This is a genomic window from Thermobacillus xylanilyticus, assembly GCF_907165215.1.
Taxonomy (GTDB): domain Bacteria; phylum Bacillota; class Bacilli; order Paenibacillales; family Paenibacillaceae; genus Thermobacillus; species Thermobacillus xylanilyticus.
Genome location: NZ_CAJRAY010000033.1, coordinates 51,287 through 63,322, shown reverse-complemented (window position 1 = coordinate 63,322; position 12,036 = coordinate 51,287). Strand labels below are relative to the sequence as shown.

The window sequence follows — 12,036 nt, the reverse complement described above, 5'->3', positions numbered from 1 at the left end:
TGCCGCGCACAAGGCCGGCCGGCATCACAGGGATGCCGGCCGGCCTTGTCGTTTATCGCACTATCAGAAACTGCCCCAGGTCGTCACATCGTCGACCGCGAGCCGCGCCGTCGGGCGCCCTTCGGCTGCCGCCTTGCCCACGGCGATGAGCATGACCGGTACATAGTTGTCCGGCACATTGAACGCCTTGATGAACTGCCCGTGATCGAATCCGCCCATCGGCACCGTATCGAGGCCGCGCGCCCGCGCCGCCAGCATGAGCTGCATGGACGCCAGGCTGCCGTCGATCAGGGCGATTTGCTTGAGCGCTTCCCTGCTCATCGATCCGTAGGACGAAGCAACCCGCTCCCGCTGCTGCGCGGCGAATTCCTCGGTCATATAGCCGCGCTCGACCGCAATCCGGGTGATCTCATCCACCCGCTTGTAGCCTTCGATATCGCCCAGCACGGCGATCGTGGCCGAAGCTTCGAGCACCTGCCGCTGGTTGTACGCGATCGGATACAGCTTCTCTTTGTCTTCCTGCTGATCGATCACGAGAAAGCGCCACGGCTGCAGGTTGTTCGACGACGGCGCCAGCACGGTGTCGGCCAGGAGCGACTTGATTTCTTCCCGGCTCAGCACGAAATTCGGATCGTAGTGCCGGACGGACCGGCGCGTGCGGATCACTTCGCCGAAGTCGGCCGGAATCCGCTCAGCCAGACGAAAAGCTTGATCAGTACGCATCTCTCTCACTCCTTGTATTCCGATGGTTTCGCTCTCCAATTTCTATTCTATCACAAATCGCTTCCGGCACGAAAGAATCGTCATTCGCCCGAGCGCATCGTCAGGCTGACGCGCCCGCGCTTCACGTCCACCGACAGCACGCGGACCGTCACCGTATCGCCGACGGATACGACATCCAGCGGATGCTTCACATAGCGGTCGCTCATCTGTGAAATATGGACAAGCCCGTCGTTCTTGACGCCGATGTCGACGAAGGCGCCGAAGTCGATCACGTTGCGAACCGTGCCCTTCAGTTCCATGCCGGGCGCGAGATCCTCGATGCGGAGCACGTCCGTCCGGAAGACGGGCGGCGGCAGCTCCTCGCGCGGGTCGCGTCCCGGGCGCAGCAGGCTGTCAATGATGTCGCGCAGCGTCGGGACGCCGACGTCGAGCCGTTCGGCGGCTTCGGCAGGATCGAGTTCCCGCAGTTTCGCGTTCAGCGCTTCCGTCCCCAGGTCGTGCACGGTATGCCCCAGCATCGCGAACAGCCGGTCGACGACGCCGTAGGATTCCGGGTGGATCGGCGTCCGGTCGAGCGGCTGCGCGCCGTCCGGCACGCGGAGGAACCCGATGCATTGCTCGTAGGTCTTCGCGCCGAGCCGCGGCACCGACCTCAACTGGCTGCGGTCCGTGAACTTGCCGTTCGCTTCGCGGTACGCGACGATGTTGCGGGCGAGCGCCGCGTTGATGCCGGCGACATACGACAACAATTGAGGCGACGCGGTGTTGACGTCGACGCCGACATGGTTGACCGCCGATTCGACGACGGCGCCCAGGCTCTCGTCCAGCCGCTTCGGATTGACGTCGTGCTGGTACTGCCCGACGCCGATCGCCTTCGGCTCGATCTTGACAAGCTCGGCGAGCGGGTCCTGCAGCCGCCGGGCAATCGACACGGCGCTGCGCTCCGCGACGTCGAGGTCCGGGAATTCTTCGGCCGCCAGCTTCGAAGCCGAATAGACGCTGGCGCCCGCCTCGCTCACGATGACGTATTGCAGTCCGCCGGCGTCCAGCCCCGCATCGCGCCGCTTGCGGATCAGATCGGCGGCGAACTGCTCCGTCTCCCGCGAGGCGGTGCCGTTGCCGATCGCGATCAGCGTGACGCCGTACCGGTCGATCAGCCCGCTCACGAGCTTCTCCGCCTCGGCCGTCTTGTTGTGCGGCGGCGTCGGGTAGCAGACGTCCGTCGCCAGCAGCTTGCCGGTCTCGTCGACGACGGCCAGCTTGCAGCCGGTGCGGTATGCCGGGTCGATGCCGAGCACAACCCGCCCCTTCACCGGCGGCTGCAGCAGCAGGCTGCGCAGGTTCGCGGCGAATATGCCGATCGCGTGCTCCTCCGCCTGCGCCGTCATTTCGGCGCGCACCTCGCGTTCAATGGACGGCGCGATGAGCCGCTTGTAGGCGTCTTCGACCACAGCGCGCAGCACATCGCGCACGGCTTCCGGCTGCCGGTCGAGCGCGATCCGGCGTCCGATATAGTCCAGGATGCGTGCCGGGTCGAGCTCCAGCGACACCTTCAGCACCTCTTCCCGCTCGCCCCGGTTGACGGCGAGCACGCGGTGCGGCGGCATCCGGCGAACCGGCTCGCGGTAGTCGTAGTACATCTCGTAGACCGACTCCGCTTCCGGGTCCTTCGCCGCGGACACCAGCACCGCGTGGGTCTGCGTGTGGCTCCGCACCCAGGCGCGGATCTGCGCGTCGTCCGCGAGCTGTTCCGCGATGATGTCCATCGCGCCCTGCAGCGCTTCCTCGGCCGTCGGAACGCCCTTCTCCTCATGGATGTACTTTGCCGCCTCCTCAAGCGGCGTTCCGTGCCGCGGCCGGCTGAGCAGCCATTCCGCGAGCGGCTCCAGCCCCCGCTCCTTCGCGACGCTTGCCCGCGTCTTGCGCTTCTGGCGATAGGGACGGTACAGGTCCTCGACCTCCTGCAGCTTCACCGCCCGTGCGATGGCTTCCCGCAGCTCGTCCGTCAGTTTCCCCTGCTCGTCGATGAGCCGGATCACTTCGCGCTTGCGCGCCTCCAGATTGCGGAGATAGTTCAGCTTCTCCGCAATGTCCCGCAGCTGCTGCTCGTCCAGCTCGCCCGTCATTTCCTTGCGGTAGCGGGCGATGAACGGGATCGTGTTCCCTTCCTCCAGCAACCGGACCGCCGCGCCCACTTTCCCGGCCGGCAATCCGAGGTCGGCGCCGATCAGCTTCACGATCCGTTCGCGTTCGGCCGCCTCCTGCTCCGGCGTCAGCGCCTCGGCGGAAGTCGCCTCACGCGCCGTGATCGTTTCGGCAAGTTCCGCCCCCTTTTCCTTCTCCGTATCCCATGCGTTGTCCGATCTGCTCATGCACACCATCCTTGTCAGCCGACAGTTTCCTTCCCATTTTCGCAGATCGGTCCAAGTGTTGCAATTTTCAGCGCAGCCACCTCAATTCGGCTTCATGGCCGAGCGACCGGATGAGGCGGAGCTGAAGATACAACCGGTCGTTCAGCGATATGCTGTTCGCGCGGTTCAGCCGCAGTTCGCCCCGGCCCGTATCGACGACATATTCATGGCCGCCATCCGACGATTCCTGCCGCATCGTCCATCCCCGTGCAACGAACGGTTTGAGCGGCACATACGCCTCTCCGTCCAGTCCGACGTACGCGAAGGGCAGCTGCACATCCGCACCGTCCAGCGTCAGCACCGCGGCATAGTCATGCCGAATCCCCGTGTCGGCCACCGGCAGCGCGTCAAGATCGAGATCCTCCGGCAAGGAAGGAGGCTCCGGACGCTCTTCCCGCGACACTTCGGTCTCGGGATAGAACAGCTCGGTCTCGCCTTCCTTCGCCAGCCGGGACTTCCCGGCGCGGAAATCGTAAATGCGCAGCCGCCGTTCCGGCTCATTGATCACATAGAGCAGCAGATTGCGTTCGGCGTTGTACCCCCGCATGGAACCGAGCATGAACCGCTTCGCCTCGCCGGTCGCCGGATTAATGCGCACCAGTTCGTTCTGCCGATCCGTCTCGCTGAATTTCTGCAGCAGCAGGGTGCCGTCCGCCAGCCAGTAATATGGCATGGCATTGGTGCTGACGGCCAGCTGCCGGATCTCGCCGGTCGCGTTGTTTCGCAGCAGGACGGTTTCTTTTTTCTGTATGGTGCGGGATGTGTAGCGGATGATCGACCCCGGATACGACGTTTGCCCGTTCGCCGGATCAAACGGCTCATAGTACGGGACGATCTTCAATCCCCATTTGCCGTTCGGGGAAGGCGCAAACTCCGTGTGGTAGACCACTTCGTCCGCTTCCGCGTCATAGCAGGCGTTGAAGTACTGCTCCGGGTGCGGGGGATAAGCGAACAAGAATGCGCAGCCGCTTTCGGAACCGGACCACAGACGGGCGATGCCATCCGGCAGCCGCATCCATTCTCCGTCCGCCGTGCGGAACACGACGAAACTTTCCGCGCCTCGGTAAACGTTGAAGAACACCTCCCCGGTACGGGAATCCGTATAGACGTAGTCGGCTTGATAGGGCTCCCCGGCAGCCGCATGCGCGCCCGTCGGCGTCAAGCCGGTACAGGCAGCGGAGGTCAGCGCGCCTGCAAACAGAACCGCCGTGATCGTTTTTCTCCATTTCATGATCGCAACCTCCTGATCAGATCGCATCGTTTCAACGATTCCACTTCAACCCGGCTTCATGGCCCAGCGACCGGATGAGCCGGATCGGAATGTACAACCGGTCGTTCAGCGCCATGCTGTTCGCCCGGTTCAGCCGCAGGCTACCCCGCTCCGATTCGACGATATAGTCGTGGCCGCCTTCGGCAAGCGGTTCCTTCCTCAATGTCCATCCCCGGTCGACAAGCGGCCGCAGCGGCACATACGTCTCCCCGTCCAATCCGGCAAACGCGAAGGGCAGCGGGATATCAGCGCCGTCCAGTGTCAGCACCGCGGCATGTTCCTCCCGAATCCCCGTTTCGGCAACCGGAAGCGCATCGAGATCGAGATCCGCCGGCAGGACGGGCTCTGCTTCTTTGTCACCCGGCGTTCCGAAATCGGGATAGAACAGCTTCTCCTCGTCTTCCTTCGCCAGGCGGGACTTCCCGGTCCGGAAATCGTAAATCCGCAGCTTCCGCGATGGCTCATTCATCACATAGAGCAGCAAATTGTGCTCCGCGTTGTACCCCCGCAGGGAACCAAGCATGAACCGCTTCGCCTCGCCGGTCGCCGGGTTGATGCGCACCAGCTCGTTCTGCCGTGCCGTCTCGCTGAACCGCTCCAGCAGCAGGGTGCCGTCCGCCAGCCAACGATAGTCCGGATACCTGTCGCTTATGGCAAGCTGCCGGATCTCGCCGGTCGCGTTGTTTTTCAACAAGAGGAGATGCTGTTTCTGCGAGGTGTGGGAACCGTAATGGATGCTCGGCTGCGGCGTTGAGGTATGCACATTCGTCGGTACGTAAGATTCGTAGAACGAGACGATTTTCAGTCCCCATTTGCCGCTCGGGGAAGGCTCGAACGCCGTGGTGTAGACCAACGCGTCCGCCGCGGCGTCATAGCAGACGTCATGGAACGGAGCCGAATAGGTGGATACGCGGACGCAGCCCGTGCGGTCGTCAAGCCCGATGCCGCGCACACCGTCCGGCAGACGCATCCATTCGCCGTCCGCCGTGCGGAACACGACGAGCTGGTACGGTTCGGAATTGCGGATCACATCGAAGAACACCTCGCCGGTCGAAGGGTCCGTATAGGCGTGACGGGCAAAAAATTTTTCCGCCGCGGCCGCATCCCTGAGCGGGTAACCCGCGGTTGCAACAGACAGCGCCAACAAGGCGGACAACAACCGAACGAAACTTTTCGATCGCATGCCTGAACCTCCATTACGAGAACGAATGATTTTGCAAAGTTAGACGAGCGCGGAATGGAAAAGTTTCACAGACAGCCCGCTGAAACGTTTCTCTCCATTCGGCGTATATAAATGACAGCACCGGAAACAGGAGGAAGTCCATGCACGATCCGTTCTCTCCGGGACCGTTCGGCGGTTTCGATTTCATGTTCACCTTGATGCCGATCATCATCCTGATCGGGTTCGCCGCCTTCTTCGCCATAGTCGTCGTCGGAATTGCCCGCCACATTCGCAACACCCGCGCGCCCCGTCGGACCGTCTACGCCCGCGTCGCGGCGAAACGGATGGAGGTGACGGGAGGCTCGAACATGCATCATCATGCGGACGGCGCCGTCCATCACGGCTTCGGCTCACGCACGGACTATTACATCACGCTGGAATTCGAGAACGGCGAACGGCGGGAATTTCTCGATGTGAAAAATCTGTACGGCCTCGTGGTCGAGGGGGATGTCGGCTATGCGGCCATTCAGGGAGACTGGATCGTCGCGTTCGAGCGCCAGCCGATGACGCATATGGGGCACAATCCCGGCATGTAAGGCGAAGGATCGTTACCTTTCAACGAGGAGGCAGACAGGGTCATGCGCATTGGCGTCTGGGTCATGATCATGGTCGGCGTGCTGCTCCTGGCCGTCTCCGCTCCGATGCTCTACGCCCACTATCGGGAATACGCGCTTGCCGAGAAAGCAAGGAACCAGTATGCGATACAGCGGATTCCGATCGAGCCCGACGGATTCACGGGGGAAGCTTACGTGTTCGATTTCCGCGGCAACCGGATCGAACTGCGGGATGAATTCACGAAACCGACGGAGGAGCGGCGGCACGGCCCGATCCGCATCACAGTGAACGGGCGCGACCATTCCATTGCCGCGGATGCGGTCATCCGCCCCGCTTACCGCGATTCGAACCGTTACCACGGCTATCTCGCGCTGGCCGAGCTGACCGACCGCAAGACGGGAACGGTCCGGCTGGCCATTGTGCAGCGGATCGACGGGCATGCGGACAACGCGCCTTCCCCGATGGAAGAACTGCGCTGGCGGATCCTTCTGGTGTCGGAAGACGGCACCGTCGAGGAAGAAACGTTCGCATACGGCGAGCACACGCACCCGCTCTACCGGACGCGGCTCGCCAACTTCGCGACGCCGATGTCCTTCGGATATGAATCGAATGTGCTGAATGTCTGGCTGTCGCTGTTCTACCCGATCCTGTACCCATATGTTACGGCGCTGGCGGGGATGACCCTTCTCCTCTCCGGCGCGGTCGGACTGTTCATGCTGCGGCGGGTGAACGGGAAGCCCGCAATATAGCAGAACCTCGCCGGCCCGACGGGCGGCGAGGTTCCTGTTCCTGATCAACTTTGCGGCAGCGCCGGAACGTAAGGGTTGTGCGTCATCTCGAATCCGATCGTCGTCTGCGGGCCGTGTCCCGGGTAGACGCGCGTTTCGGGCGGCAGCTTGTAGAGCTTGTTCCGGATCGAGTGCTCGAGGTCTTCCGTCCGCCCGCCGGGCAGGTCCGTCCGGCCGACCGACATCCGGAACAGCACGTCGCCGCCGAACAGATGGCTGCCGTGCAGCAGGCTGACGCTGCCCGGAGAGTGGCCCGGCGTATGGATGACCCGGAATTCGCGGCCGATAAGCTTGAGGCTCATGCCGTCCTCAAGCGCGTGTTCGGCCGGCTCGGCCGCGACGGGCGGCGTCACGTCCGGCCACCGTGCGGAGCCGTTCTTGCGCGGATCGGTCAGCCAGTCCGCCTCCAGGTCGTGCACATAGACCGGGCAATGGCAAGCCCGGCGCACCTCCTCGACCCCCGCGATGTGATCGAAATGCGCATGGGTCAGCACGATCGCCTCGACTTTGACGCCGAGCGCTTCGATGCGCTCCAGCAACCGCTTCGGACCGGCGCCGGGATCGATCACGAAAGCTTTGGCGCCTTCCGCATCCATTACCAGATAGGCGTTCGTCTCAAGCGGACCGAGCGTGAACGTCTCAATGCGAATGTCCTCCATCGTCAGAAACCGGAGATGAGCTCGCGGATTTCCCTCAGGACGTGCGCCTGGTAACCCGTGCCCTCTCCGTACCTCCTCTTGATCTCTTCACGCACCGCGGCCAGTTTCTCCTGATAGCCGGGCGCGTTCCGGTCGGGATTTTCCTGCTTGAAGCGGACCATCACTTCCTGCACGTGCCCGGGGCGCGGCCCCCAGGTGCCGAGCACCGCGCCGCCCGTATCGGCGAAAATGACGACCGGCACCGACTCGCCGCCGAGCGTCAGGAACTGCTGCATCGTATCCGGATGCTCTTCCTTGATCAGCACGTCGATCGGCACCTCGCCCGCTTCCAGCGCCCGGAACACCGGCGGGATGTTTTTGACGCAATCGCCGCACCAGTCCGCCATCAGAATCAGGCAGCGCAGATCGTCCCGAAACCGGAGCGATTCGAAGAACTCCCGGTCTTCCTCGCTCGGCCATGCGAAATGCTCATAGAGCGAGACGAACGTCTCCTTGTTTTGCGTCATGCCGTCCATGAACGCGCGCGGCGAGATGCCGCGTCCCAGCTTGTCCGCCACCGATTTTGCCATTGTGGATCGCCATCCTTCCCTCAATCTTCCATCCATGTTACCAGAGCCGCCCGCCCGTCTCAACCGCCCGCCCGGCCCGGTCCGAAAGGCTACTTGCGCTCTTTCAGCACGCGGTTGCGCACGAACCAGACGATGAAGGCAATACCGCCCAAAGCAATCAGCGCGTAGACGATATACGAGTAGACATCCATATAGTGCACGATCGATTCCCACGATGCGCCGACGGCGGCGCCGATGCTGACGAGCGCCGTATTCCAGATGAGCGAGCCGGCCGTCGTAAGCACGAGAAAGGTCGTGAAGTTCATACCGGAACTGCCGGCCGGAATCGAGATCAGGCTGCGGACAAGCGGCACAAGCCGTCCGAAGAAAACCGCCCACGGGCCGTACCGGTCGAACCAGGCGTCCGCCTTCCGGATATCCTCGGGTTTCAGCCGGAGAATCTTGCCGTAGCGGACGACGATCGCCTCCAGCCGCTCCGCGGACAGCACCCGCCCGACGCCGTACAGCAGGATGGCGCCCGCCATCGAGCCGAGGGTCGCAGCCAGCACGACGCCGAAGATCGTCATGCTTGACGTCGTCGTCATGAAACCTCCGAAGGTCAGAATGATTTCCGAAGGGATGGGCGGAAAGAGATTCTCAATCGCGATAAGCAGCAGAATGCCAAAGTATCCGTATGATTCCATGAATTCGGTAATCCAGTGTTCCATCCGCCAGCACCTCCGAAAATCGCAATCTGTTCCGTATTCTATCACACCCGCACACCAGACTTCCAGAACGATGGGGTTGCGCGGGGCCCGGGCATTTTCCGCAGCTCAGGCATGCGCGGACAAGACCGCGCATAGATTGTCCATGAACATTCTATGCGAGAGGTGGCGGGCCATGTCCAAAGTCTATTTCATTCATAAACGGAAGTTCTATCTGGCGCTCGCGCTGACGGCGGCGGTCATCCTGGCATTGGCATACCTGCGATGGGAACAGGCGATTCTGGCGAACGGCAAGCCCGAAGAGGTCAGCGTCTACCATCTGGTGACGGGCGAGTTCAGCAGCACCGGGCCGAACGGGCAGAAAATCGAAGTTTACCGCTGGGACCCCGGCCATATTGTCGTGAGCCGCGGGCAGCCGGTCGAGCTGCAGATCACCGGCGTCAACGGCGGGAGCCATCCGTTCGTCATCGAAGGGCTGGGCGTCCGCGGCATCGTCCGCAAGGGAGAAACGACGGTCGTCCGTTTCACTCCCGAACACGCGGGCACTTACCCGATCGTTTGCCTGACGCACCGGGATCTCGAACAGAACGGCCCGATGGTCGGCTACATTCGCGTGCAATGATGTTGCGTCCCGGCGGCGCGGCCATGTGCCCGCCGCCTTTCGCCATGCATACAATGCTTCAGGCTGAACCAGCGGCGCAAGCCGCAGCATGGCGAGGTGATCGGACTGATGAGACTGCAGCAGCCGGGAGGCAAGCACGAAGCCGCCTATCCTTCCGCACGCAAAATCCGACGCGCCTGCAACGTTGAACTGTACCGCACCATCAAACGGCTGAACCGGTACATTCCGGCGGAGAAAGTCGAGGAAGCGGAGAAGCTCTATTTTCGCAAGGTGGCGGAAAATCTGCTCTGGATTCACGAGCATCGGGACAACCGGAAGAAGCTGGCCGATTGGTGGGAAGCGAACGTCTGCCCGGACATTGCGGCGCTTTGGGACGTGGAACCGAAGCGGCTCAGCGCGGCGTTCCGCTCGGCATTCGGCGGTTGAGGCAGTTAAGGCGGGAAAGCCGCGCCGGTCCGGGCCGGCACGGCTGCATGCGGGGGCTTGCCGCTCGGCATCAGCCGATGACGGCGAATGTCTCGACGCCCGCGGGTATCGTCCGCGTGCGGAACAGGAACCCGTTCGAATCGAACACGCGCAGCGTATAGCTTACCCGCGTGAGCGTGGCGACGCCGCTGAACCGGACGACGCCGAAGCGGTCGAAGGCGGCGGTCTGCACAAGCACGCCGTTTCGGTACAGACGGGCAATAAACCCCGTCGTATCGAAGGGCACGCCGTTCGACTGCACCCATACGACGGTCAGCCGATCCAGAATCGGACTGTTCGGGCTCTGAAGGTTCGCCGCGGAATTCAGTCTCCATCTCCGCGCGGATTTCGGCTTTGACGGTTTGCGCATCGCGATCCCTCCCCTCGCCTTCAACGTATGCAGAAGCTGCGGGGAGGACACGGACAATGCGGATAAGCCTTCGTTTTGGCCGCGTGCGGAAATAAGAAAAACGCCTGACGGCGTCCTTTAGTTCGTGCGATTTAGTTCATACGTGCAAAATAGCCGGCTGTAGGGAACAATCTACACCCGGCTTATTTTCTTACATCGCTTATCCTGTACTCGTAACCATGAATTCCTTTGTAATATTCTGGGTACATGCCTCCTCCACATTCTTCGCAACGGAATTGCGGAGGTACTGTCGGATCTCCATCATCCATCGCATCGAAATTCCGAACGACATTCAGCGGAATCTCTTCTGTTGTATGACATTGAAGACAGATGTAGGTTACTTTCGCTTTGCTATGCAGCCCGCTTTGCGGCTTTTTCCTTTTCTTCGCTTCCTTTCGTTTCTTCGACACCGGCGACATCCCGAATCATCCTTTCCAGGCATGCCTTTGAGGTGGAGCACACCGCGTACTTCACCTTCAACTTCCCTTCTTCAAGGCAGGCTTCTCCCTTGTATTCATAATAACTTTCGCATTTTGGGCAACACGGCGGCTTCCCCGTCTGCTCCTTGACCCGTTCACTCCACGTTCTGCGTTTTAATATCCTCTTTGCCTTGACGATCCATCTTCTCGCAGCTTTTTGCCACTCACTGACTAACTTCTTGCACAAGCTCTTGATCCGCCGCGAGTAAACCCCATAGTAACGGATCGTCTTAAAGTTTTCATCCGGAATATGCCGGATCAGTCTGCCAATAAATTCTTCCACCGAAATCGTCTCCGTCTTCTCTTCCCCGTCATTCTTATCCCGGTAACGAAAGGTCACCCTTTCTCCGTCATACGCTTCGATCCGGCTAACCGCTACCGCCGGTCTTCTCATGTATCGCCCGATATATCCGAGTTGCCGCTTGACGTTCCCTTTCTGTTTCGGAGCATGCACATAGAAGCCTTCTCCATTTTCGGAGTAGGCTTTTTGCAAACGGGACTGCACTTGCCTTTTCTCTTGTTCGCTTAACTTTCGGCGAATCAGCTTCAACACAACCGTCTGCCATTGTTTACGCAACATCTCGAACGGAATAAAGTCGTATGTTTTCCACTCGCCGTTCTTCTTCATCCCTCCCATGGTTACTAGCATATGGACATGAGGATTGAAGTTAAGCCGTGCCCCAAACGTATGCAATCCGGCTATGATTCCGGGAGTTACCTTATGTTTCTTCTCAAAATGTTCTTTGACTAAGCGCACCGCTTCATCCATAAATTCTTTGAGCAATTTTGCCCGATGAAGCAGAAAGATTTCCCGCAATCCTTCGTCAATCGTGAAGACGACATGACGATGGTTGACTTGGAATACATCTTGTTCCAGTAGACGTGCCCATTCCTCTGTTTCTCCGCATGAACAGGTCGTACAGAATCTTCCTTTACAGCGATACGGAACAAGCCGCAGGTCATGACATCCTTCACATACCAGCAGCTTAAATCCGTTTCGGGGATCCCCGCATCGACGGAACTTCTCTACTTCCTTCCGTACATTGGCACGCAGCTTGCCGCCATGTTTTGCCACAAACCGATCCCAGTGCCCTCGCTCATCAAAAAAGATGCGTTTCAAGATGTTCGTCTCCATATCCTAACCTTACCAAAAACAGAAA

General features: G+C 60.8%; 13 protein-coding genes. 4 read left to right on the top strand and 9 right to left on the bottom strand.

Going from position 1 to position 12,036, the window contains the following annotated elements:
- Positions 1 to 63: 63 nt before the first annotated feature.
- From KJQ12_RS07285 to KJQ12_RS07270, 4 genes are all read right to left on the bottom strand, one after another.
- Positions 64 to 723: a nitroreductase family protein gene (locus KJQ12_RS07285; RefSeq protein ID WP_213484076.1), complete on the bottom strand. Its 660-nt coding sequence runs from the start codon at positions 721 to 723 to the stop codon at positions 64 to 66.
- A gap of 80 nt (positions 724 to 803) precedes the next feature.
- Entirely contained in the window at positions 804 to 3,095 is a 2,292-nt protein-coding gene (locus KJQ12_RS07280; protein WP_244860489.1) for a Tex family protein, read from the bottom strand.
- Positions 3,096 to 3,162: 67 nt separating this feature from the next.
- Positions 3,163 to 4,365, bottom strand: coding sequence for a hypothetical protein (locus KJQ12_RS07275; RefSeq protein WP_213484075.1), 1,203 nt, complete (start codon positions 4,363 to 4,365; stop codon positions 3,163 to 3,165).
- Between the two features lie 31 nt (positions 4,366 to 4,396).
- Complete coding sequence (locus tag KJQ12_RS07270; RefSeq protein ID WP_213484074.1) at positions 4,397 to 5,587, bottom strand: hypothetical protein; 1,191 nt, start codon at positions 5,585 to 5,587, stop codon at positions 4,397 to 4,399.
- Between the two features lie 140 nt (positions 5,588 to 5,727).
- Between KJQ12_RS07270 and KJQ12_RS07265 the strand changes: the two genes are divergently transcribed.
- Together KJQ12_RS07265 and KJQ12_RS07260 are read left to right on the top strand one after the other, a co-directional pair.
- A complete protein-coding gene (locus tag KJQ12_RS07265; protein WP_213484073.1) occupies positions 5,728 to 6,162 on the top strand; it encodes a DUF2500 domain-containing protein in 435 nt (144 codons plus the stop codon).
- Between the two features lie 42 nt (positions 6,163 to 6,204).
- Positions 6,205 to 6,930 carry a hypothetical protein gene (locus KJQ12_RS07260; RefSeq protein ID WP_213484072.1) on the top strand — a complete coding sequence of 242 codons (726 nt, stop codon included), beginning with the start codon at positions 6,205 to 6,207 and terminating at the stop codon, positions 6,928 to 6,930.
- A gap of 44 nt (positions 6,931 to 6,974) precedes the next feature.
- On the opposite strand, the gene KJQ12_RS07255 is transcribed toward KJQ12_RS07260, so the two are convergent.
- The 3 genes from KJQ12_RS07255 to KJQ12_RS07245 all read right to left on the bottom strand — a co-directional run bounded on the left by KJQ12_RS07255 (position 6,975) and on the right by KJQ12_RS07245 (position 8,904).
- Positions 6,975 to 7,628, bottom strand: a complete 654-nt coding sequence (locus tag KJQ12_RS07255) for an MBL fold metallo-hydrolase (RefSeq protein ID WP_015253916.1) — start codon at positions 7,626 to 7,628, stop codon at positions 6,975 to 6,977.
- 2 nt (positions 7,629 to 7,630) lie between these two features.
- Complete coding sequence (locus KJQ12_RS07250; RefSeq protein ID WP_015253915.1) at positions 7,631 to 8,197, bottom strand: thioredoxin family protein; 567 nt, start codon at positions 8,195 to 8,197, stop codon at positions 7,631 to 7,633.
- A gap of 89 nt (positions 8,198 to 8,286) precedes the next feature.
- Positions 8,287 to 8,904 carry a DedA family protein gene (locus KJQ12_RS07245; RefSeq protein ID WP_213484071.1) on the bottom strand — a complete coding sequence of 206 codons (618 nt, stop codon included), beginning with the start codon at positions 8,902 to 8,904 and terminating at the stop codon, positions 8,287 to 8,289.
- 172 nt (positions 8,905 to 9,076) lie between these two features.
- Here KJQ12_RS07245 and KJQ12_RS07240 point away from each other — a divergent pair, with 172 nt between their 5' ends.
- Positions 9,077 to 9,523, top strand: coding sequence for a cupredoxin domain-containing protein (locus KJQ12_RS07240; RefSeq protein ID WP_213484070.1), 447 nt, complete (start codon positions 9,077 to 9,079; stop codon positions 9,521 to 9,523).
- A 108-nt stretch (positions 9,524 to 9,631) separates the two neighbouring features.
- Positions 9,632 to 9,949: a dehydrogenase gene (locus KJQ12_RS07235; RefSeq protein WP_213484069.1), complete on the top strand. Its 318-nt coding sequence runs from the start codon at positions 9,632 to 9,634 to the stop codon at positions 9,947 to 9,949.
- A 70-nt stretch (positions 9,950 to 10,019) separates the two neighbouring features.
- Here KJQ12_RS07235 and KJQ12_RS07230 read toward each other — a convergent pair whose 3' ends face one another.
- Complete coding sequence (locus KJQ12_RS07230; protein ID WP_015253911.1) at positions 10,020 to 10,358, bottom strand: hypothetical protein; 339 nt, start codon at positions 10,356 to 10,358, stop codon at positions 10,020 to 10,022.
- A gap of 390 nt (positions 10,359 to 10,748) precedes the next feature.
- Positions 10,749 to 12,011, bottom strand: a complete 1,263-nt coding sequence (locus KJQ12_RS07225; RefSeq protein WP_083883009.1) for an IS91 family transposase — start codon at positions 12,009 to 12,011, stop codon at positions 10,749 to 10,751.
- Between the last annotated feature and the right edge of the window lie 25 nt (positions 12,012 to 12,036).

Coding starts and splice junctions, on each gene's coding strand:
- KJQ12_RS07285 (WP_213484076.1), bottom strand. CDS start 723: ATGCGTACTGATCAAGCTTTTCGTCTGGCTGAGCGGATTCCGGCCGAC.
- KJQ12_RS07280 (WP_244860489.1), bottom strand. CDS start 3,095: ATGAGCAGATCGGACAACGCATGGGATACGGAGAAGGAAAAGGGGGCG.
- KJQ12_RS07275 (WP_213484075.1), bottom strand. CDS start 4,365: ATGAAATGGAGAAAAACGATCACGGCGGTTCTGTTTGCAGGCGCGCTG.
- KJQ12_RS07270 (WP_213484074.1), bottom strand. CDS start 5,587: ATGCGATCGAAAAGTTTCGTTCGGTTGTTGTCCGCCTTGTTGGCGCTG.
- KJQ12_RS07265 (WP_213484073.1), top strand. CDS start 5,728: ATGCACGATCCGTTCTCTCCGGGACCGTTCGGCGGTTTCGATTTCATG.
- KJQ12_RS07260 (WP_213484072.1), top strand. CDS start 6,205: ATGCGCATTGGCGTCTGGGTCATGATCATGGTCGGCGTGCTGCTCCTG.
- KJQ12_RS07255 (WP_015253916.1), bottom strand. CDS start 7,628: ATGGAGGACATTCGCATTGAGACGTTCACGCTCGGTCCGCTTGAGACG.
- KJQ12_RS07250 (WP_015253915.1), bottom strand. CDS start 8,197: ATGGCAAAATCGGTGGCGGACAAGCTGGGACGCGGCATCTCGCCGCGC.
- KJQ12_RS07245 (WP_213484071.1), bottom strand. CDS start 8,904: ATGGAACACTGGATTACCGAATTCATGGAATCATACGGATACTTTGGC.
- KJQ12_RS07240 (WP_213484070.1), top strand. CDS start 9,077: ATGTCCAAAGTCTATTTCATTCATAAACGGAAGTTCTATCTGGCGCTC.
- KJQ12_RS07235 (WP_213484069.1), top strand. CDS start 9,632: ATGAGACTGCAGCAGCCGGGAGGCAAGCACGAAGCCGCCTATCCTTCC.
- KJQ12_RS07230 (WP_015253911.1), bottom strand. CDS start 10,358: ATGCGCAAACCGTCAAAGCCGAAATCCGCGCGGAGATGGAGACTGAAT.
- KJQ12_RS07225 (WP_083883009.1), bottom strand. CDS start 12,011: ATGGAGACGAACATCTTGAAACGCATCTTTTTTGATGAGCGAGGGCAC.